Annotated in this window: 13 protein-coding genes and 1 pseudogene; 5 read left to right on the top strand and 9 right to left on the bottom strand. The window is 59.0% G+C overall.

The window, feature by feature from the left end:
* Positions 1-22 precede the first annotated feature (22 nt).
* From ABFX19_RS13610 to ABFX19_RS13595, 4 genes are all read right to left on the bottom strand, one after another.
* Entirely contained in the window at positions 23-3001 is a 2979-nt protein-coding gene (locus ABFX19_RS13610) for an ATP-dependent helicase (RefSeq protein WP_346028593.1), read from the bottom strand.
* Between the two features lie 161 nt (positions 3002-3162).
* Positions 3163-5073, bottom strand: a complete 1911-nt coding sequence (locus ABFX19_RS13605; RefSeq protein ID WP_346028592.1) for a GmrSD restriction endonuclease domain-containing protein — start codon at positions 5071-5073, stop codon at positions 3163-3165.
* 50 nt (positions 5074-5123) lie between these two features.
* Positions 5124-10382, bottom strand: coding sequence for an AAA domain-containing protein (locus ABFX19_RS13600; RefSeq protein ID WP_346028591.1), 5259 nt, complete (start codon positions 10380-10382; stop codon positions 5124-5126).
* A 178-nt stretch (positions 10383-10560) separates the two neighbouring features.
* Entirely contained in the window at positions 10561-11286 is a 726-nt protein-coding gene (locus ABFX19_RS13595) for a hypothetical protein (protein WP_346028590.1), read from the bottom strand.
* A 196-nt stretch (positions 11287-11482) separates the two neighbouring features.
* Between ABFX19_RS13595 and ABFX19_RS13590 the strand changes: the two genes are divergently transcribed.
* From ABFX19_RS13590 to ABFX19_RS13580, 3 genes are all read left to right on the top strand, one after another.
* Entirely contained in the window at positions 11483-12577 is a 1095-nt protein-coding gene (locus ABFX19_RS13590; protein WP_346028589.1) for a hypothetical protein, read from the top strand.
* A gap of 142 nt (positions 12578-12719) precedes the next feature.
* On the top strand, positions 12720-13592 hold the full coding sequence (locus ABFX19_RS13585) for a hypothetical protein (protein WP_346028588.1): 873 nt from the start codon (positions 12720-12722) through the stop codon (positions 13590-13592).
* 79 nt (positions 13593-13671) lie between these two features.
* Positions 13672-13917: a hypothetical protein gene (locus ABFX19_RS13580; protein WP_346028587.1), complete on the top strand. Its 246-nt coding sequence runs from the start codon at positions 13672-13674 to the stop codon at positions 13915-13917.
* A 213-nt stretch (positions 13918-14130) separates the two neighbouring features.
* Here ABFX19_RS13580 and ABFX19_RS13575 read toward each other — a convergent pair whose 3' ends face one another.
* Positions 14131-14952, bottom strand: coding sequence for a hypothetical protein (locus ABFX19_RS13575; RefSeq protein WP_346028586.1), 822 nt, complete (start codon positions 14950-14952; stop codon positions 14131-14133).
* 61 nt (positions 14953-15013) lie between these two features.
* On the opposite strand from ABFX19_RS13575, the gene ABFX19_RS13570 reads away from it, so the two are divergent.
* Positions 15014-15265, top strand: coding sequence for a hypothetical protein (locus ABFX19_RS13570; RefSeq protein ID WP_346028585.1), 252 nt, complete (start codon positions 15014-15016; stop codon positions 15263-15265).
* 6 nt (positions 15266-15271) lie between these two features.
* On the opposite strand, the pseudogene ABFX19_RS16105 reads toward ABFX19_RS13570, so the two are convergent.
* The 4 genes and pseudogenes from ABFX19_RS16105 to ABFX19_RS13555 form a co-directional block, all read right to left on the bottom strand.
* Positions 15272-15424, bottom strand: a pseudogene (locus ABFX19_RS16105) (FAD-dependent monooxygenase); the annotation flags it as partial.
* An 806-nt stretch (positions 15425-16230) separates the two neighbouring features.
* The gene (locus ABFX19_RS13565; protein WP_346028584.1) at positions 16231-17691 is read right to left on the bottom strand and encodes a hypothetical protein; all 1461 of its coding nucleotides are present in this window, start codon (positions 17689-17691) and stop codon (positions 16231-16233) included.
* On the bottom strand, positions 17684-18676 hold the full coding sequence (locus ABFX19_RS13560) for a hypothetical protein (protein ID WP_346028583.1): 993 nt from the start codon (positions 18674-18676) through the stop codon (positions 17684-17686). The genes ABFX19_RS13565 and ABFX19_RS13560 overlap by 8 nt, the downstream gene beginning before the upstream one ends.
* Positions 18677-19086: 410 nt before the next feature.
* Positions 19087-20544, bottom strand: coding sequence for an FAD-dependent monooxygenase (locus ABFX19_RS13555; RefSeq protein ID WP_346028582.1), 1458 nt, complete (start codon positions 20542-20544; stop codon positions 19087-19089).
* Positions 20545-20789: 245 nt separating this feature from the next.
* On the opposite strand from ABFX19_RS13555, the gene ABFX19_RS13550 reads away from it, so the two are divergent.
* Positions 20790-22352 (top strand): amino acid permease, encoded by a 1563-nt coding sequence (locus ABFX19_RS13550; RefSeq protein WP_346028581.1) that lies wholly within the window; start codon positions 20790-20792, stop codon positions 22350-22352.
* The last annotated feature ends 151 nt before the right edge of the window (positions 22353-22503 follow it).

Genomic DNA, 22503 nt, shown 5'->3' with positions numbered 1-22503 from the left:
GGGTCCGGTAGTCTTTACAGGTCTACCGGACCCTCGCTGCATTGCAGAGCCTTCGGACGTCGCACATGCGGCACTTAGTGCGCTCCGGCCGAGGCTCATACTCGCGTCGCCGGAGACTCTCGACCGTGGCGATCACCGCCACCTCTGCAGACGCGACGGCATGCTGACCGACATTGACGTCATATCGCTGAGTAGTGCCGAGGTCGTGGATGAATGCTGCAGAGACATCGAGTCCTTCTCTGCGACCGGCATTGGCGTAGATCTGAAGCTGAAGCGGATTGGCCTGTTCGCCTGTCGAAGTTTTGTAATCGACGATTGCGAGACTACCGACTTGGCCGTCGTGCTCGTCATAGATAACGTCCGCTCTGCCCGAGATGACAACACCGTCAAGGTACAGTTCGAAAGGGCGTTCGGTGGCCCAGGTACGTAGGAGGTCGGACGGGTGATCCGATACGTACTGATGGACCAGCTTGCGAGCCTTTTCCCGCATCTCCTTATGCCCGGCCTTGTTCGCGAACGGTAGGAAGAACTCAGAATCGAGCAGCTGGTTGACTTGCTTCTCGGTTGGAAGTGTCCCAGTCGCTTTCGTTCTCTCAGCGAGCACTCGCATGGTGTGGTGAACAGCATTCCCGTAGCCGAGTTCTGCCTGGATCGTTGGCATAAAGCCGAGTTCGTTCTTCAACATATAGCTACGAGGACAGGACTCGAAAGCCGCGAGTTCGCTGTAGGTGAGAGCCACCTCTGCCTCTGTCACCCGCGTTTTGCCAGCAACGGAAGTTGGCTTCCCGTCGTCGTCGAAGATTTGACGCACGTAGTCGTAGTACGGTGACGCGTTTCGCTTCTTTCCACTGCCCATCAGCGAGTGGCAAGAGAGCAGAACGGCATCTCGAGCGCGCGTAACTGCAACATAAAACAGGCGGCGTTCGTCAGCGTCTGTGCCTTGATATCGCCCAACATCGAATCGTCCAAGTAGTGAAGGCGGCCATTCCTGCGCCATGCCATTCTTGCTTGAGGGGAAGCGGGTCTTCACTAGGGAAGGAAGAAAAACCACGGGCCATTCCAGGCCCTTCGCGCCGTGTACCGTTCCGAGTGCAACGCCATCTTCGTACAGGTCCTCCTCGCCCGCGAAGTCGTCATAGCTGCCGACTGCGTAATTGGAAAGCACGATCGCGAAGGCCTTATAGAACCACTCGCCACCACTCCGCGCACCCACTTGTTCCCCAGGATGGTCTGGGTCTCTTCGCGCCCGCCAATTCACGCCTTCGTAATCTGCTAGGACGTTGGTGAAACGCGCGAGGGTGCCCAGACGGTTTCGCGTAAATTCGTTAGCGAAGTCCCATTCATTGACGCCAAGCAACTCGGCAAGAACGTAGAAATCCCCTACAAGATTTTCGTTAAAACTACTTGCGAGCGCAGCTTCTTTCCATGCAACCAGGTGCTTGCTCAACGCCGCATGGCGCACCGCGTTCAACTCGAAGATGCGCGAATAGTCATCCAAGAGCCGTTCCAGCGTCACCGTCTGACGGAAACCAAACTGTTCCGCAGACCAGTCGACGTCTGCAATCCACGCGTATGTAGCGGCGAGGACCTCCGCTTCGGGCTGAGCGAAGAGTCCGGTGCGTCCGCCAGGCTGGACGGGAATTTGATCCTTGGCAAGTGCGCTGAGTATCGCTGGATACGCTGCCCTGCCTCGTACCAGAATCGCGATGTTGTTGAACGGTACGCCGGCCTGACGAAACTCGAGAATTTGCCTCGCGATCTCATTCGCTTCGTCGTCTTCCGTGCCTGCATTCCGCGAAAACGCGACAGACGGGCCATCCCCTTGCCTAAACGGCTCCATGTCTTTCTCAATGCGTGCCGGGATTGTCTTAGCGAAAGCGTTTGCGACTTCGACTACACCGGGTCGAGAGCGGCGGTTGGTCAACAGCCGGAACTGCCTCACGTTCGGGTACCGCTTATCGAACGTGACTATGTTCTCCACTGCCGAGCCCCGCCACTGATATATGGCTTGGTCGTCGTCGCCAACCACGACCAAATCGACAGAGCCATGCGGCTTAGACAGCAGAGAGATTAGCCGCTCTTGTGCCAGGTTGACATCCTGATATTCGTCCACGACGAGATGCTTCAGTGGTTTTGTGACTTCAGCATGAATCTCGGGATTCTCGAGTGCCTGGACGGCGAGAGAGATTTGCGTACCGAAGGACATAAATTGATAGCGATCGAGCATCGCGTAGTACTCCACCACCGCTTTTCGGAAGGAGTCATCGGGAAGCGTTGCCACATCTAACAGCTCGTTCTCGATGACGTCCACGCCTCGCTGGAACATCCGGATGCTGCGGAACAATCCCCCTTGTGCTGCGAGGGTCTTTATACCCAGTCGGTTGCTCTCTCGGAACAGCAGATTGGTGAGCTGATTCGCGTCGAGAGGCGTGTAGGTCTCATACTTCGGCACGTACGTCTGAAGCATACGAAAGCAATAGGCGTGAATCGTTCCCACGAACAGGCGACCGAGCTGGTCGCTTGCTTCCGGGCCGCGTAAAGATGTCACGCGCTCACGAATGCGCTCCTTCAACTCCGCCGCCGCCTTCTCCGTGAATGTGAAAGCGACAATTGACTCCGGCGGCTCTCCATCGGCGAGAAGAGAGGCAACTCGCTGCGAAACAACCTCTGTCTTCCCAGAGCCAGCCGCAGCAATGATCTGTATGTGGCTTCCGCGGTGTTCGACAGCGGCCGCTCCGTCACCTTCGAGCTCGGGAACTGAAGAAGCGGGGGGTCTCGGAAGGTGTTTCGTTTCCGTCGGTTTAGGGGGTGCCGCCGTCGTATTCCCTGACTCAATCGAGGTCGTCGGCCGGACAGACTCCCTCGGCTCCGCAGACACCTCTTGCCCGGTGGTCTTTGGGCGGTCAGGGGTCGACCGGTTGGGGGTCCCAACTTCGGCAGCAAAGGGCGACGGTGTAGCAGCCCGTTTAGGCGTGCGCGAAGGGACCCACTTGAACTTCATCTGAATCCCCTTTTGTGAATTGCGTCTTACTTATGAATGGTAAGTGCCTGACCCGCATCATGTCTTCGATCTGAACCTCAAATGCGATGTGAACCCCTGAGTTCGACACGAAGGAGCGGGCATGAATTTGCGCTTCGACAGCGAGTGACGACGCGTTTTCATCAAGGAACGGGTGTCAGCTCAATGTCTCCCGCATGCTCTCTAACAGCTTCAATGTCCGTGAAGACGAGGTAGCCAAGGCTGGCCAGGCGATTTAGCTCTTCACCATTGCCGTCCAGCTCCAAGACGAGGGGAGGGGTCATTCCAGGTTGAAGTCCGTCAGACCATTTCGCTTCAACGACACAAATTAGTTCGTCTGACTCATGATCTCTAACCTCGCTGTCGACTTCCCCTTCTGCAAAACCTCTCGCAGCCAGGTCTTGAATCAATTCTTGAACTCCTGCGATTGACCCCGCGGTCACGGGAGCGAGCGCCGAGCGTTCAAGATCTGCACCGGCGGTTCCATTCCACAATTCTTCGAGCACCCTATTCATAGCGTCGGCGAGAAGTTGCCTACGAGCGGCTAGGAATTCCTTATACCGGTCGATAGTCCATAGAGTTTTATCCTGGGGCACCCACTGACTTGCCAGGGCGCCGGGGAAGGCTGACTCGACTGCTGGAAAATACTCTGCAGGGTCTCGATCTGTGATGTCTAGATTCGCATCCTGGGTGAGGAAGCAGTAGTTCGCTACGGCATTGACTTCTTCCTTCGTGTATCCCGCTTCATATAGACGGGCCTTCGGGAAGATGTGATGGACCTGCAGAGAGGAGTTTCTACCCAGCATGTGTGCGGATAGCGCGATACCAGTTGTGAAGTCCTTGGCGCCCTGCGTGCGAGTGAGAAGGTACAGCATGGGGTAGAAACGTGCGCCGAGCGTATTTCCACCGAAGTCTGCCTCGCGGACGATGAGATCTCCACGTGTGCGCAGCATCTGAGACATCAGACCCTCGATGCCGCCTTCATCGACAGCTTTGAGGTCCACGTTCAGATAAGACTCCGTCGACCCGGCGAAGCGGCCCCACATGGCCGCATGGATGTACCAAGTAAGGAGGCGATCGCGCTCACCAGCATTCGGGAATCGCCCACCGTTGTTGTGTAGGTATCGAGCCATGATGGGGACGGCGAAACGGGCAGGAAATACGCGGTCGAAATCCAGACCAAGACGAGCGGCAATGACATCGAGGACGATGGACACAAGATTTGCGGTTTCCTTGAGGCCGCTGCGGAGGTCTTCCTCGGGTACTCGGGCGAGAGCTGTGAAGAGGGCTTCTCCCGTGAGGACCGCATTCACGTTGCGAAGGAGCCACTCAAGGCTGAACTTATAGCCCGCGGCCGCCCACCGCTCACGATGTCCATTCATCTCGGCCCTCGCCTCGGGCCAAGAAGCGCAGATTTTGGCTAGCGCGAGATCGCCCTTCGACAGCTTGGTCCCTCCTGAGTTCACACGGTTGAAAATGTCGACAACCACATCTACGGTCTTGTCCGCCCCACTGACTTCTTCTATGTGCACATCTCGATGTTGGATGTCGCCTAGTTTCGTTATCCGAGCCATCACCTTCAGCATCTCAACCGGTCCCAGAGCGGCAATGTCCGAATGGGACGAAAGGTATCTTTCGACGCCTTTCACCATCAGCTCGGACACGTTGATCCACGAGGGGTTGTCCTTCATCTTCACCGGCGCGTAGAACTCAAAGACCTCGTCATGGACGTGGAAGTACAGGTCCGTGAACGCTTGCGCATTTCCTTCAAAAAACTTCGGAGGCGTGCCACGCATGACTCCGTACAGCGTCGTCGCTCGCTGCTGGCCATCTAAGAGGAGCTTGACGCTTCCTTCCCGGTCGCTCTCCTGACCGCGCGTTCGGGCCGCCGCGGAATGGGTGTTCCAGGTCATGAAACCGCCGATGGGATAACCCTTGTACAGCGACGTGAACAAGCTGCGTACTTGCTGCCGGTTCCAAACATAGCCACGCTGAAATTCAGGAAGAGCCATATCTTGACTGTCGATCTGATCCAGAATCGTTGATAGCTTCATGGACTTTCCCTTTCGGTTGCTCAGGTTAGGGCGACTAGCGTCGTTGCAATTCAAACTCGCCAGGTATATCTGCGGCACTCCTGCAGGTACTCAGACGTCCGCACTGTCATCCGCTTCAACCCCAATGCGTTCAACAGCTCACGATCGAGGTCCCACTCATGAACTCCATTCGCGGTCAGAAGCTCCATGATTGCCAGCAGCTCTGATTGAGGAACCTCGAATAGCGTGCGTGGGCCGAGCTGTCGAATACGAACGGGATCCTTGCCTGGGATGTAGAGGGTGGCATTCACAACTCCAGGGATACCGTCGTCTAAACGCGCTATTGAACCATCCCGAAGCGCACGGCTTGTTGCGACATTAAAAGTAGACTGAAGCGATTTCCCTACCCTTTGCCCACCCGTCGCCTGCTGGTACCGCAGATATGCTTGGCGCGCGATCATGGGGCCTTCAATTCGCAGGATTTCGACCAAGCCCTGCTGAACATGTCTGATGTTCCTGTCCGTGGCAGGAGGCATTGGGTGCAGCGGCCACTTCTCATACGGCGACAGGGCCACAAAGGTAGTTGAAGGCGCGGTTGCTTCCTCAGAAATGAGTTGCTGTTCCTCCTCATCAACGGAACCCACGAGGACCGCCGAATGAGAATTTGTTTCCGTCCCGACAAGGCTTCGAGAATCCTCATCGGAGGCGTGGGTCAGCGGTTCCGCTGGCTCTCCTTCTGCAGACGATTTATCTATCTCGGCCGCTTCTAACGGAACGGATATTTGCGCACCCGCTTCGGCAGGTACCGTCGCCTCCACCGTTTCCGATGCAGAGACGCTCTCACCACCCACCTCTGAGAGGAGTGGGGTGTCCTCTTCCGTCACTCGACTAGGGAAAATCCCGGAATCGACCTCCCGCACAACTGATCGCTGTGGTCCTTCAATCCACTCGTCTCCCGTGGGAATACCGAGAGAATTCAAGTGTTCCCAGACAGGCGCCATGGCCGCGACAGGATCACGATAATAGGCGGAGCCGCGAACGCGCTCAAAGGTCCAGCCAGCCCGCTCTAAAACTTCTTGGCGTGCTCGATCCTGGTGCCACACATCCGGTCCGTGCCAGCGGTCGCCATCGCACTCAATCGCAAGACGCCGTTCAGGGCCGGAGACGACGATGTCGAGCCTGTAGCGACCCACCGTCTTTTGCACCTCGACGCCGCCATACCCACGAGCCAACAGGTCGTTCACTACACTTCGTTCGAACTCAGACTCGCATGCTTCCAGGACTTTTTGTTGCTCGGGAGCCGAGGATACAAACGATGAACAGTGCCGAATCAATGCGGCTCGCAAATCCCCGTTTGGGAGCATATCCGGATCGACGGAGGTAACGACCCACATTTGATTCCTGGCACGGGAAGCAGCGACATTGATCTTGCGTAAGTCCTTGACGCTGGTCATAGCGCCGAATCGGGTGCTGGGAAGGTTTGGGTCGGGTGCAACGACCGTCGATATGATGACGACATCGCGCTCGTCCCCTTGGAAGTTCGCCGCTTCGCCACAGCGGACCTCGCGCTCCTCCATTTGCTCCGGGCCTAACAACTCATAGAGTTTCTCCCAGATCAATTTTGCTTGACTCGTGCCGAGGAGCGTCACCACGCCGAAAGACATGCCGTCATAACGTCCATCCGCGCACATCTCCATGACGAGATTGGCGACTTGTAGTGCCTCGGGCTCGTTGATGTCGCCTTCACGATAGCCGTCCGTCACACGAAGGACCCCCAGCGGAACCCACCCTGGCTGCGGTGGTTGGTCGCGTAGAGGGACGATCCTGCGGTTGTAAGCCTGAACGTTCGAAAACTCTATGATTTCGGGGAGACATCTGAAGTGTTCCGAGAGCATGACGGGAGTGGCGAACTTCTGAATAGCGAGGTCATACAGGCTGTTGTCGGGATCGAACAGAGTGCGGTACTTCGGGACGTCAGCTAGGTGATCGTCCATGATGTCGAACACTTTTTGACGATCCATGCCTACGTGCTCCGGACTCGTCTGCTTGTCGTCGCCAACCACGATCGCCTTCTTGGCCAGCGAAAGGAGGGGGAGCGCTTCGAATCCGATCTGGGAGGCCTCGTCCACAATCAAGACGTCGAAGGGAGGCTGCTCGGATGGCCGGAAGCTGGTCACGGCGCGGGAGGTCGTCATGATCCAGACGGGTACGGCGTCTTTGGAGTCGTTCAGTGCTTCCCGCATTTCGCGAATCCAGCGCTGCGCGTATTTGCCGCCAGTCTTACCGTATCGGGTGACAGCTTTAAGATATGCCTGCAATGCTTGTCGCTGAGATGGGCCGAGGTTATCCGAGAGTCGCCGCCAGGCGAGCGCTTCCACCAGTCGCGAGACGGTGCGGCGGCGTTGCTGGCCGAGATTGTCGAGCTCGTGCTGTAACTCTGCTGGGGACGCTTGAGTTGTCACGCCACTGACCCAACAATCAAGCTGGCGCCATTGCCAGGCCGCGGCTACGGACTGCCGCGATGGCGCGTGAGCAGGGTCGGACACCAGAGTCTGGCGCCATTCAGGAGCGACTTCCAGTAGGCGAGAGTCGAGCTCCACTAGTCGCCGAGCTGGCTCAACGAGGCTTAGGAGCTTGGACGCTTCTTTCCGGAGGACGTCCCAACGTTCGAGATTCCGCTCGTGAAGCACCTCCAGTAACGCCGCCCATAGGGGCGACGCGTCCGCCTGGTTCTGGCCCTTTCGAAGCACCTGGATCAGGATTTTGATTTGTTCTAGGGCGTCGACCGAACGGAAGTGATATGCCGCTTCATCGATGTCCTTCGCCAACTTGGAAGAAGATTCTGCTTTGGCGAGGTCCGCGGAACGGATACCGAGAACTTCCAATTCGTTCTCAAGGTCGCGGCGCCGGCTGGGTATGTCAAGAAGTTCCTTCAGCCGGTCGACTTCAGCCGCGACGTCGTCTTCCGGCCTCTCGCCCAACTGGATTTGCCCTGCAAGAGGCGATTGATTCAAGAACAACCGTGCAATATGTTGTCGAGTTAGATGGAGCAAGGTTGCTGCGATGCATAATGAGGCTGCTTCCGCGCTTTGCGGAACGCGACCGTCGACCCGAAAAGCGGAGAGAGCGCGTTTATGTTGCCGGTCAAACAGACCGAGCTTGCCCGTCACGGCGAGATGTTTCTGTGCTTCGACTATTTGGCTGAGTAGCTCTTGGGTTGCGGGAGTACCAAGCTTGACCACTGAAGCCATTAAGGCTCGACGATGTTGGATGGCCTCCTGTCGGAGCCTGCTTATCGCTTCGTAGTACTCCGACAACTCTTCACGCAACAGATTGTCCGAGAGACGGGTCAAAAGGTTCGAGTATGCGGACAATTCGAGACTGCTCAAATGTTCGGCGTACTCGCTGAGCGATGTTTGCACCTTCCGCACCGCGCTGGCCGAAGCAAGTACGAATCTATCCCAGTCGAAGAACGAGGTACGGACCGCCGCAGCACGTCGGTCACCGGAGGCGATCGTGTCGAGGATTTCTCGGAGGCTGGCGCTCGACGGAACCGACTCCAGCGAGGGAAGATGAGAGAGAGCGTCCCGAGCTTGTTCGAGCCCGACTTCCTCGAGCAGAGCTATGTATTCCGCATACTCGGTGTCGGAAAGGGGCGGCTTCGCGAAGAGATCGATCGCGTCAGAAATATATCCGAGTGCATCGGCATTGCTGCGGACCCACTCGGCGGCCACTTGTGGCGTCGGGTTATCACCCGGTATCCAACTACCAGGTGCCCTATCCACTTCTGCTTGTCTGGCGCGCAGCATCTGCGTGGTTGTCAAGGCGATTCCGCGGTTCGCCGCGTCAAGGTCCATCCGGAGTCTGTTTATCACATCGTCCGCGGCACGAGGGTCCATTGTGTCGACCTTCGACTGGATCGTCGTCACTGCTTTCTCAAGTGATTTGCGGCTCTGTTCGTCAGCACCGAGTACCGAGACGGTGAGGTCGCGAATCCCCTCAGGTATCTTGTCGGAAAGTACCTTCAGCGCCTGTTCTTTTTCCGCCACCACCAGTACACGCTGGCCGTAGGCGACGAAGTGGCTGATCAGGTTAGCGATGGTGTGTGATTTTCCAGTTCCAGGAGGCCCCTGCACCGTAACGCCAGGATGCCGTTGTGCGAGCTCGAGGATCCGCTTTTGCTCTTCGTTCGTGGCCAGAGGTAGTAACAACGGTTCTGAGCTATCCGGAGATGACCTGTCGGCGTTCTCCACGTCAGTCACCGGTTTGTCACTCGTTCGAGCAACTACGTCGCGGAGCGGATCTGATATGACACCGTTTGCCAGGTAGATTGCTCGCATCTCGTCAAGGAAACCCTGGGAGTCCGGGACGCGTCGTCGCGCGTAAAGAGTCCAGGAATGATCTACAGCCAAGTACGAAGTGGGCAAGCCTGCAGCATTTTCGACAACTGCATTGTCGTCGATCGAACGAGCAATGCGACGAAAGAGGTCGACCACTTCTTCCGGGTTCCAAGGGTCCAGCTCGCTTTCGTCTACGGACTGGCGCGCGCTGGATAAGGATTGGCGATCGTGTAGAGAGATCCCGGCGAGGTAACGAATCTCAACCTCGACTGGACCTGCGGGCAATACAGAGATGCGCTGGCTGTTCTGATCAAGCGAGATCTCCACCGGGATGGTCAGGAGTGGGTGGTCAACGATATAGCCGTCCACTGACCACCGGGCCCGCCCAAAACCCCAGACCAGTTCCACAGCCTCACGTTCGAGGAGTAGACTCTCGCGCTGTTCGAAGATACTCCTGTGCAAGGTCTTCACAGCTGAATCAGACTTATAGCGTTCCGACCATGGCAACCACTCACTGTCAATCCACTGCTCGGCGAGGCGGACCTGCTGTTCATAAGCGGCTTGTTGTCTCTCACGATCTGCGTCGCTGGTTATGAGGCGTGAAGGTGGTTCCTCGCCATCGACCGCAGTATCCAGGAACCTCCGTAGCTCAGTGTCTAACGCTTCGAAGTTTGGTTTCGGAACAGTCACTCTCGGTCGGCTGGATGCCGATAACTTGGTCCCGTTTTCAATGTTCGGCCACAACTGTTCTGGGACAGAGGGTGCTTTCGGCAGGTCAATGAAGTCGACGGCAAGCCATTCGCTATCCGAGGGACGAAGCGTGACGGCTTCATGCTCTGGAAGTGACTGCTGTGGAAGCCGGAACATGCGGTAATCCGCGATGTTGCGAACTGGTTGGTTTCGCTGAGCGTCGTACTCCGACAGAAAGTCAATCAGCTTCAAAACGTAACGGCGTTCGCCTTGCGGTTCGACATCGGCGTCTGACGACATGGTTAGTAGTACCCCCAGAATGTCCCGCCACCTTCTGCGGAATCGTGATTCACACCATTGTATGTTCAGGAGCTGTTGAGGGTGACGCCTCTTCGAGCGATAGCGTGCTCTGCGAAATGCCGCATGTTGAGCGAATCTTGGTGCACACAGAGCTCGGGCGATAGGGCAGAGCTAGCGATCATCCGACGTCGACCGTTTCGGGCCTGAGATGCTCTCGCCCCGAGGTGTGCCGCCAGATGACGTGATCTAATTTCCGCGCTGTTGTGGGGTAAGCATCCGCTACACGCTTGATGAGGGTTGCGGCCTGGTGAGGACTGATTTCCGACCGACCAAGGTCAGTGTGCTGCTGAATGAATCGAAGAATCATTCGGTCAGCCTTGACCGATTGCAGACCGGCGAGGATGAGGAGGTAGTTGAAGGTGATACCGGAGGATTGGCTGGGCAGCTTGAGCCAGACCGACTTCACGCGGCTCAGCGTTTCGTCCTTTTCGTATTCGTCGCGCAAATCCTGTGTGGTGAGGATGCCAATTTCTCGAAGTGCAATGGCAGCCTGTCTGACAACTTCCGCTTTGAGCGGCGCACCGGCACTCGTATGGGCCGGTTTGCGGTTATCAACGAGTGCTGCCCACTGCTCGCTTCCGCCAACTTCCTCGAAGGTTGCTGATAGTTCCTGAGCGCCGTCGCGACTCGGATCTGCGCCCTGTGTAACGCGGTAACTCCAGTACTCATTCACAACGTTGATCACGCTTTTATAGTGCGACCCGGTCGAGTAGATCGAATCGATTATGCAAAGGGCAAGCGCGTCCCTGTATCCCTTTGGGTCGAACCACCTCGACTCGTCACCGAATTCGGTCCGGCAAACCTCGGTCAACCTATCTACATATGAGCTGAATTCGTAGTTCATGTCGGGACTCTAGCAGTACACAATAGTTCGGATTACAGGAGTTCAGCGCACGGGAGTCCCTCACGGCAGAGAATCTCGGTCCCGCTTCATCCAGCTTGGAAGCGCTCACAGTGTTCAGGTGAGCATCACCCGGTTGTGCTATTCCCTGATCGCGTTCACAGTGGGCTCATCGATGCTTTGTAGGACGGAGCAGGACATGAGCGAGATACTGGTGCGCGCTGACGGGGGGCAATGGCTTGAGCCGGTTGAACGGGGTTTCGGTCACGAGGCGGACCTCCAGCGCCTCCTCGTCGAGCACCCGCAATTGATTCCAGGTGTTGGTGCTGGTGCGGTTGCCAGTCGGGAATTTCAGTCGGGTGCAGGGCCGGCTGACATCGTCGTCGTGGATCCGGACGGCACTTTGACCCTCGTGGAATGCAAGCTAGCCACCAATAAGGACATTCGCAGAGTAATCGTGGGCCAGATGTTCGACTACGCATCGGGCTTCTTCAACATGCACATTGACGAGTTCGAGCGTCGTTGGGAGCTTGGCAGGAAGGGAACGCTGGAAGGTACGTTTGGGAATCCGGAAGTCCGCGACGCGGTCGGTGGGAATTTGCGTGAGGGGTGCTTCCGCATTGTGTTTGCCGTAGACGCGATCAACTCGTCGCTGAAGCGCATGGTTGGGTATCTCAACGCGATGTCTGGGCCACAGACATCGGTGATTGCCGTTGAGTACACGCGAATGTATGGGTCTGGTGTCGAAGTACTGATGCCGCGGACGTATGGGTTGGAGCTGGCCGAAGAGAAGATCGCGGTCGCAGAAAAGAACAAAAAGCATTGGACGCTCGAGCAGAATCGTCGCTGGGTCGAAGAGAACGACGCCGGTAATCTGGCTCGCTTTGAGGCGTTGGTTGATGGCGCTGCCGAGGTGGACATTCCATTCGTGGGGTCGCCGGTCGGTATCAAGTCCGATGTACCGGCCGGCGGGTTGCAGATAGCTCTTCCGTCGGGTGACGTCATAGGAACGATCTACGTGTATCACTACCGCGGGAAGTCGACCTTCATCGAGTTCAACTTCACGGCTGGCGCGGAGGTGCTGAACCGGGATGCTGAGGCGAGACGACATTTCGATGAATTCCTGGACCGGCTTGCTATGGTTCCGGCGGCTCATGGTGCGGCCGAAACCCTTCGGCGTTCGTATGCGAACAAAAGGCCGAACGTGCGGCTGTCGGAGCTATCCAGCGAGAATCTGACCGACGTATTGATCGCGATCGGTTCTCTCTTGAAGGCTTCAGCGCCAGATGGCTAAGGGAACCCGACAGGACCGGACGCTGGTATACCGGGTCCCGACGATGTGCACATGCCCGGCCACTAGCCAGTCCGCGACTCGTGACCCTGCTGATGAAGTGACGCAATGTCTCAGGCAACCGATAGTCTCCTTCTCATAGCCAATGATGACCTTGGGGGAATTAGTGCCAGTACACCTTGAAGAACTTGCTCTGAGCGTCGCCCGCTGTCCTGAGGTGCCGAAGGCTGCCGCTGATCCTTCGCATCCGTGCCACAAGGTTGTGCACTCACAAGACCACTACGCTGGGCCATTTCAGGTGCCCGAGGCGTGGGCAGGGAGTCTGGGCACAGCAAAGGTAGTTTTCCTGTCTTCTAACCCGTCGATTAGCGCTGCGCACCCTGAAGCAACGGCCACGTATCGTCGTCTGGCCGAGAAGTATCCTACGGCTGATTGGGACGATGCCTTGATCGCTGATTTCATGACTCACCGATTCGATAGCAACCACTCGTGGGTCAATGAGGAACTCCGTCACCTCAAGGAGGATTGCGTTTCGCGGGGCAGGCCGGAGCAATATTGGAAATGGATCAAGGAACAGACCGAAGCTTTAATCTCCGACGGGGCGCCGTGGCATCAGAACGCGGTGATGACCGAAGTCGTGCACTGCAAATCGGTGGAGGAGCAGGGCGTTCCGGAGGCGGCCGCACACTGCAGTTCGATGCACATGAGTCGAATCCTTGGTGGCACTCCTGCAGGGTTGGTTGTCGTTGTGGGAGGGAAAGCGCGCAAAGCGCTGTTGGAGGCATACCCCCAATTGTCAGCTGAGTACCCGCGCTTCGGTATGGATGAAGCGAATGGCAGGCCTGATCCTTCCCAAAACATCTTGACAATGACGCTTGGAGGCAGCACCAGGACGATTTGCTATCTTTGGCATCGCGGCGCCAGCAGCTACGGCAAGATCGTCGATCTCGCAACGTTGTACCCAGAAGACTTCGATCGATTGGCTCTAGCCGCGAACCTTCCGTCGACGGCGTCATAGCCGGTTACGAATCGGAGGCGCGTCGATTAGCGCGGGGCGATGGCCGAGCTTTGTCAGTCCCGGATCGTATGGTGTGCGCATGGAATCAGCAGAGAAGAAGCCGCGACGGAAGCGGCTCAAGAAGTGCCCGGTGTGCGGCGGAGACGCATGGCCTATCGCCTATGGGATGGTTGGCCCGGATGCCTATGAAGAGTCGCCCGAAACATACTTCGCGGGCTGTTGCATCGACTATCAGGAGCGCGTGTATTCAGCGACGGGCAAGGTTGAGTACGGAGTGCCGAAATGGGCCTGCCAGAATGGCGGGTGCCGGCACCAGTGGTGGTGACCGTATCAAAGCTCGAAGCCGTCGGTTCGGAACAGCTTCCGTTTCTCTTCAGCCTCGCAACGTCGATCAAACACGACAGTTGCATCTGGTTCGCCGAATGAGAAGGTTCCTCTACGACTTGTGCCACCGGCACACTGTTCGTTCAGCGAGTCCCTAGCGGCGGCTGAAGGTTACCTCTCACGAGCTGGGATGGGTGAGCGGCGGTCAGCCACTTCAGCCCGCAACTTGAGGCTTCCACTTCTCGATTTCAGCATCCGTGGCGATGAACCAGATGACCTCGAAAGCTTCGGTGGAGTCGCTAGGCTCTCCGGTGTTCCGGTCAAACCCGCCTGTGTACGATGCAACCCATCCGGTCTTTTCTTTTTCCGGAATGGCGGTGAGGAAATATTCGTCGCCGTGCTCCTCAATGAAACTTTGGGTCGTGGACGGCGACTCCGCTTCAGCTATCTCCTTGTCCGTGACAACTTCCGCGAGGAACTTGTCTGTGCGCTCCGTATGCGCAATATCTGCGATGATCATTTTGATCTGGTCTTTGTACGAGTCTGTCGAATAGTCGAACCCACTTGTGTATACCCAGTACTGATGCAGGCCCGCCGGGGTTTGGTTGCTATCGACCGAGACGATCTCATATTGCGGACCTTTATAGCTGTATGCCTCAGGCTCGGGCTGAGACGCTTCTGGTTCTTGAGTCGATTCCTGACTAGGAGCTTGGGCCGGTTCATCGCTTGGCTCCGCGGTGGGAGTGCCATCCATCTCGCAGCTTCGTTCGACGGTGAGGCGAGGGGCGATGGAGACTTCCACCCCGTTTTTCGGCTCTTGGCTACAGACGGTCCAGTTTGACTCGTCAACTACGCCGAACATGCCACCCCCAAGAACCTCAACTTCGTCGTTGATTCCTGCCCGTTCGACATCGCTGATCGCGACATCGAGACGCTTTCCAGTGACATCAGGCATGACGAGTGCGGGTTCGTCAGAACAACCCACTAATAGCAACGAGACTGCGAAGGCAGCGGACGTGACGGCAAGACGGCGCATCGATGTTCCCCCAGGAGTGAATAGGTGCGGATGACGGTCCGGTTCAACGGCAGATGGATACATGCTGGTTGATACCGGTTATCTCACTGGAGTCATCGTACTGGCACTGCGTGACGGGAAGGCCCAGCGACGCTCCGACCGGATCCCACCAGAGACTTCGGCGATGTTGTCGCTGGTTGATTCACTGATGGCTTTTGAGCCGATGGAGCACTATTGCGGAGGCGACCCGAACCAGCTGGCCAACGCGCCCTCCATTCCCCCGAGTTCCGCTCTCGCTCCACGCCACATGACCGTCGGGCCGGATCAGCGCTAGGGAAGGCGCACTGACTGGACCGATCACCGGAAGGTTCCAGTCGCCGTCGTACTTTGCATCCACTAACTGCACCCGGGTTGCCCAAAGATCCATATCGGTCCTGCCTGACTTCGCCGGTATAAGGGGCACTGGTCGAGCATCGCGCAGGAGGTTGATCACGCGCCGCGGGCCGCCAGCGGTGACGATGTCGAGGTCGGGCTGCGACGGCCGAGGAGTGGGCGGCCTTAGGCGGAGTCGCAGTGGACGTTTAGGCCGATGATCAGTCCCGCCAGCCGCTCGCGCGCCTCGTCGATAGTGAGCAGGTCGGCGTCCGTGTGGCTCATGCGGCTACGCGCGTGTCGGGCTATCGTGTGCTGGATGGCGCGGCCACCGGCGAAGAGTCGCTCGGAGTGTTAAGTGTCCAACAGGCGGTCCGCTGCGATGCCCTTGACCACCAGTGCAGCTTCCAAACGAGATTCGCGGCGTCCTGGTCCCGAGCCCGATGCCCTGACCGCCTGACGGCGAGGGGATGTGGGCCGCGTGGTTGACCAGGAACACGCGGCCACTGCGTAGGCGGCAGCCTGGCGGATGGCGTCCCTTGACCGTGAGATTCATGTGGGGGAGTGGACGCCGAAGTCGCTATCTAGATGCCGATCAGCGCTTTGGAGAACGTCGGCGAGTGTCGCCGTCAGGGGGAGCCTCGGACGCCTACCTGAGCGATGTGGATTTCCACAGGGGCCTCCTCGCTTACCTCGGCTTCGGCGATCAGGTTGCTCCTCTTTGTGTCTCAGCCGGGAAAACTCGATGCAGGTTGCCTCGCGGGCAGTGCTCAACCCGCAGTCGGCACCGGCCGGATACTGTGCGCAATTTGCTGCCGTCGCTGAATTGGATGTCGGCGCCATCGTCGTCCTAGGCGAAGCTTGTTACCTCAGAACCAGATGGAGCGGGGCTGCGCATAGCAGGCTGCCCCCTTAATCCCTACATGATTAGTCAAGGAAGTATGCATGGATCTTCTCCTCGGAGTCCAAGATCTCGCTCCCAGGGACGGCAAGTTGTCGTGCGAGTTCGGCTGACCCAAGGAGTGCGATCTGCATGTCGGGGGAGAAGGCTTGCTCAAGCACCCCGAAATAGTTGGACATCCCTTCGTCGAGCTTCTCGATGAGCGCTAGGTGCTCGGCGGCAAGCTGCTCGTCAAGGGCGCGTTGCTCGTCTAGGTAACGCTCGATTAGCTCGGCCTCTCTCTTCGAGAGAGACGTTGCAACCGTCTTGTACATGATGGTGCCGATTGTGTTGCCAATGACGGCGCCGAGTACGGGAACGGGGATGAGCGCTTGGCCGACGTAGGAGGACAGCGCGCTAACGGCGGCCTCCAAGGAGAGGAGCTCCGAGTTTTCAACAAACTCGAGCTCGGTGATTTCGCCGCGGCGGAGCTTGTTCGCCAGTTCTGCGATGCCGAAGGACGCGGTGACGATTGAGCTTGCGACTGCTGCGGACGTGGCCGTGAAGTTCGTCAGCGCATAGATGCTGGCGCCTCGGACTCCGCCTTTGCCGAAACTCAGGCCGGCTTCGCCTGCGATGTCGAGCCAGTCCTGCTGATTGAACTCTCGAAGCTGTTTCCCTGCCCGCTTCTTAGCGACTACTGCCAGCACAAAAGCTGTCCCGCCCTCGACTGCGGCGGCTGTAAACGCGGCCGACGCTGCTTCTTGCAGGGTCGGCAGGCTCTCTTGGTAGGCGTTGTCACGGAGGGACTGGTCAGTGGAACGAAGGGAGTTCTCCTCGGCTGTCATGGTGGACTCGTACGCGTCCCTTTGAGCCTGACGGTACTCAAGCGCCGAAGGCTCGAGCGATTCAAGGTCGATCGAACCCTGCTGAAAGAACGCGTCAACGCGTCGCCAGTCCCTGAAGGACGGTCCGTCGCCGCTGCGCGATAATAGTTTCCCTGCCTCCTCCGGTGACATGGAGTGCAGCCTCTCGATCACCTCGAAGTGATCACGGGGGATCTGGTACCTCCCGCCATTCTTCACATAGTCGGGGTACTTCTGCAGGTGTTCGGCGATTGCTCCCAGTGAGAAGCGACCCCCTGATGCGACAAACTTTTGCTGGATGTCCACGCCGCCTCGGATGAGGTCCACGGGTCCGTTGTCGTTGACCCACCGATAGACCGGCTCCAGGCCGAAAATCTGTTTGCGGGCATTGCCGATGCCCACCTCCGCAATTTCGGCAATGAACCCGTGCATGCCGTGCTGCCCCCCGCGATTGGAGTTGATCACCTCGAAGTCGATCTTTCTGACAGCTTCATCGATACTGGTGAGCGCGCTCAGGAGGTTCTCGTCCTGCTGTCTCAACGAGCTCAATAGTCGGTCAATTCGAATCTGATTGAGGTAGTTCAGCCAGGAAGCGACAGCCTGCTCTTGATTGCTCTTGATGAACTTCGTGAAGTCATTCACCAGATGTGCCTTGCCCAATACGAGTGGATAGCAGGGCCGCGCATGACTTTGTGTTGTTCACGAGGACTGCCAGGCTGTCCTGCTGGTAAGCCGAGAGCGAACGGAAGTCAGCGCCAAAGCATGGCATTGCTCCAACATAGGAGTTCCTCAGCTCGACGCGAAGCGCAGTGGTCTTCTGAAGGAGATGACCGATTTGAGCGTCGCTAGCCTTGACCGACGCGATGTTCCGATTCACATCAGCCAGCTCTTGCTGTTTTGTCGCCCGAGTCTCCAACTTGCTCTTCGAGAACAGTGCGATCGAAGCGAGCAGGGAAGCTCCTGCGACGGTCCATCCGATAGGACCGGCTAGTGCGAGCAAAGCGCCGCCAGCAGCGGTACCTCCACCTCCGGCAGCCAGGGCGCCGCCGCCAAGCCAGGCAAGAGCGGCGTTGCTCGCGGCGGCTCCAGAGAGAGTGGAAATCGCGGTGCCAGTGGATGCAGAGCCAAAAGTGGTCGCGACCCACATAGCAGCCGTTGGTGCAACGCTCGCTACTGCAGCTCCCGTCGCGAACCCGGCTCCGGCGCCAGTAGCAGAATGTCTCGCAGCTTCGAGATCCTTACGTGCGAACTCCTCTGCATCCAAGAACTGGGCTTTGTGAGCGCCAACTTCACCTAAGGAGGTGTCGAAAGACTTCGGCGTGTTCGCGATGCTATTCACCAGCAGCTCGACAAGCTCGATCAAGTCCGCCGACCGTTCGCGCTGGCGCAGGAGTGTATCTCCCTTGTCGCTCATGGCGGTAAAGGCAGCGTTGTACTCCGCTATGACCTCCTCGTAGGGGTCCGCGGCCTTCGCGGCCAGTTTTTCGGCTTTGTCTCTGGCGGCTTCCCTAGCGTCTTTGGCAGTCTGCTTGACGCTTTCAGCCTGCTCGACGATGCGTGTGGAAGCGCCTCGCAGAGCCCTGCCGATGCCCTCTTTGGCATTGCTCACGTCGAATTGTTCAGCCATTCGATATCCCTACCCCGTTACCGTTTACTCTCCCAGAAAAGAGTAGCTATTGCAGGTGACAACACTTACGAGCCAGCCCACAGTTCAGCCGAGGATCACTGTTAAGGTGTGCCTGACCGTGAGGTTCGGTCGGAACGAGACCGCGCCGACGCGGTCCGGACTCTAGAGCACCCGGTTGCCCCGGACATCGCGGGCAAGGGCATTGCCAATCCGGTAGGAGCGCTTTAGGTGGCGGCGATGATGCTCGAGTACTTGAGGGAGGAGCGGCGGCCAAGTGGCTGACCGCCGCGTCGAGTCGGCGCTCGCCGACGATTGCGACGCCGGACCTGAAGGGGGCGGCGGCGACTGAGTCGTTGGCGGGAGAGGTGCTGGGGCGGCTGCAGCAACAGCATGCTGCGGCGGGGCGCCCTCTAGTGCGATAGCGGCCCGAACCACTGGGTCAAAGCGTCTATCAATCCCGCTTGAGTTCCGTCCCCCGTCCACGCCACGTGCCCGTCGGGTCGGATCAGCGCAGCGGTAGGAGCGCTGACTGGGCCGATCACGGGGAGGTTCCAATCGCCGTCGTACGTGGCGTTCACTAACTGCACCCGGTCCACCCACTGATCCACATCGATACTGCCTGCCTCGCCGAGATTGAGAAGCACTGGACGGGCGTTGTGTAGGAGTGTAAACAAGCGCATTGGGCCTTCGGCCGTGATGATGCCGAGGTCGGGCATGCGGCGTCCGAGCAGCGGGTGTCCCTCACCAAAGTTGTAGTGGACGTCGAGTCCGGAGATGCGTCCTGCCAGTCGCTTCCGCGCTTCGTTGATGGTCAGCAGGTCGGCTACTGTGTCGGCCAGCGCGGCGACGCGCGGATCGGCCTTTTGCATGAGTGCCTGGGTCATCGTGTGCTGCAGCGCGCGGGCACCGACGGGGTGCCGCTCGGAGTGATAGGTGTCCAGCAGGCTGTCCGGCGTGACGCCCTTGACCACCTGCGCGAGTTTCCAGCCGAGGTTCACTGCGTCCTGAATGCCGAGTCCGATGCCCTGCCCACCCGACGGCGAGTGGATGTGCGCGGCGTCTCCGGCCAGCAGAACGCGGCCGCTGCGGTAGGCCGCGGCCTGGCGGGTGGCGTCGGTGAAACGCGATATCCAGGTCGGGGAGTGGACGCCGAAGTCGGTGTCGTAGATGTCGGTGAGCGCCCTTGAGAGGTCAGCAAGGGTCGGCTCGGTCACCGGTCGGAGGTGTTTCTCGGTCACGACCACCCGGGTGGTTCGTCCGTCCTCCATCAGGTGCAGGCCGTGCACGCCCACCTCATCGATGCGCATTCCCGGGGGAGTCTCCTCCGTCACCTCCACTTCAGCGATCAGGCTGCTCCTCGTAGCGTCCCAGCCGGGGAAGCCGATGCCGGCTGCCTTGCGGACAGCGCTCCGTCCGCCGTCGGCGCCGACCAGGTACTGTGCGCGTATCGACTCGCCGTCGGAGAGATGCACGTCGACGCCGTCGTCGTTCTGGGCGAAGCCGGTGACCTCCAGTCCACGATGGACCGGCACCCCGAGCTCCTCGATCCAGCCGGCCAGGATCCGCTCGATGCGGTTCTGCCACAGGCCGAGCGTGTACGGGTGGCGGGTAGGGAAGTCGCTCATGTCGAGCATCGCGGTCCCGAAGAACGCCGCCTGAACGGCCTGGCCCTCGGCGAGGAACCGGTCGGCGATCCCGCGCTGGTCGAGAATCTCGATGGTTCTCGAGTGGAAGCCGCCGGCACGCGAGCCCACCAGCTCCGACGTCGGGCGGCGCTCGATGATCGTCGCGTCCACTCCAGCCAGGGCGAGCTCGCCGGCCAACATCATCCCGGTGGGACCGCCTCCCGCAATGATCACGTCAGCCATTCCAACCTCGCCTCTTCGTGCTTTCACGGTGCACCGTTCGGGTGCATCCGAGCCAGTGTGAGGCATGACCAGGGTCTTGCCGCAAGCCCCCTTCCCAGCGGTACATTGGAAATGGAAGGACCAGCGAACGCTCCCCGCATCTCCCTTCTCACCCACCGGTTGTCAGTGCCGTCCACGGGCATAGAATCGTGCTCAAGCCAGACGTAAGTGAGAGCAGTCACAGTCCCAGAGCAAGGGGTCAGGCCATGAGTGTGTTCCGTACGAAATCCATTGAGCAGTCCATTCGCGACACGGAGGAGCCGGGGCACCAGCTCAAAAAGAGCCTTGGTGCGCTTGATCTCATCGTCTTCGGCGTCGGTGTATGTATCGGTGCCGGAATCTTCGTGCTCACAGGGCAGGCGGCCGGCGCGAACGCGGGTCCCGCCGTCGCGTTTTCCTTTCTCATCGCCGGAGTTGTCGCCGGGCTGAGCGCGATCTGCTACGCCGAACTAGCCTCGACCGTCCCCGTGGCGGGCAGCGCCTATACCTTCTCGTTTGCGACGCTCGGTGAGCTGGTGGCCTTCGTCATCGGCTGGGACCTCGTGCTGGAGTTCACGGTTGGTTCCGCGGCCCTGGCGACGTCGTTCAGCCAATACCTCGGTGTGGTGCTGCAGGACACCCCGTTCGCGATCCCCGAGGCCATCGCCTCAGTCGATACCGGTGTGATGAACCTGCCGGCTGGGCTGCTCATCCTCGGCCTGACCGTTGTGCTCATGACCGGCATCAAGCTCTCCAGCCGCATCAACCAGGTGGTCACGGCGATCAAGGTCGCTGTGGTGCTGCTGGTGATCATCGTCGGCCTGTTCTTCATCAACGTCGCCAACTGGTCGCCATTCATCCCGCCGAGCGAGGGCACCGCACCTTCCGAGGCCGGTGTCCTCGACGTGCCGCTGGTGGAGACGCTCTTCCGGCTCGAGCCCACGGTGTATGGACTGGGCGGTGTGTTTGCGGCGGCGGCCTTGGTGTTCTTCGCGTTCATCGGGTTCGACGTCATCGCCACAACTGCAGAGGAAACACGCAACCCCCAGCGTGACCTGCCGATCGGCATCCTCGGCTCCCTCGCCATCGTCACCGTGCTCTACATGGCAGTTTCGCTGATCATCGCCGGGATCCGACCCTATTCCGACATCGACCCGGCCGACGGCGCCCCGCTGGCGACCGCCTTCACCGCCGTCGGCGTCACCTGGATGGGCAACGTGGTGGCGATCGGTGCGTGTATCGGCCTGATCGTCGTCGCCATGATCCTCCTGCTCGGACAGACCCGGGTGGGCTTCGCGATGAGCCGGGACCGGTTGCTGCCGCCGGCGCTGGGCGCGGTGCATCCGAAGTTCGGGACGCCCTACCGGTTCACGCTGCTGGCGGGCATCGTCATCGCGATCATCGCGACCTTCGTGCCGCTGTCCACGCTGGCGGAACTGGTCAATATCGGTACGCTGTTCGCGTTCATGCTGGTGGCGCTGGGTGTGATCATTCTGCGTCGCACCCGTCCAGACCTGAAGCGGTCCTTCCGGGTTCCGTTCGTGCCGGTGCTGCCGATCATCGCCATCGCGCTGTGCTTCTTCCTCATGCTCAACCTCACCGGCGGCACCTGGCTCCGGTTCTTCGTCTGGATGGCGATCGGCCTCGCGGTGTACTTTCTGTACTCGCGGAAGCGCAGCATCATGGTCACGGGCGGGCCTGGGTACAACACCGTGATGCCGGAGCAGCAGCGGCAGACCGACGTCGGACTCGGGGGAGCGGGGATCGCACCGAATGAGGATGACCGGTAGCGCAGGCCCAGGGAAGACGGTCTATTGCGGCGGGGCTCGTGGCTATGAATCGACCCAGGACTGGGAACCCGGCTTCGAACGCGTAACAACTGCGCGATCTGCCTTCTGCTTGCACAGGGTCGAGGAAGGATTTCCGCAGGATTATCGTGCG

Origin of the sequence: Arthrobacter parietis, assembly GCF_039530425.1 — a bacterium.
Lineage (GTDB): Bacteria > Actinomycetota > Actinomycetes > Actinomycetales > Micrococcaceae > Arthrobacter_D > Arthrobacter_D parietis.
Note: the sequence above shows the minus strand (reverse complement) of the source record. Positions and strands in the feature narration are given on the sequence as shown.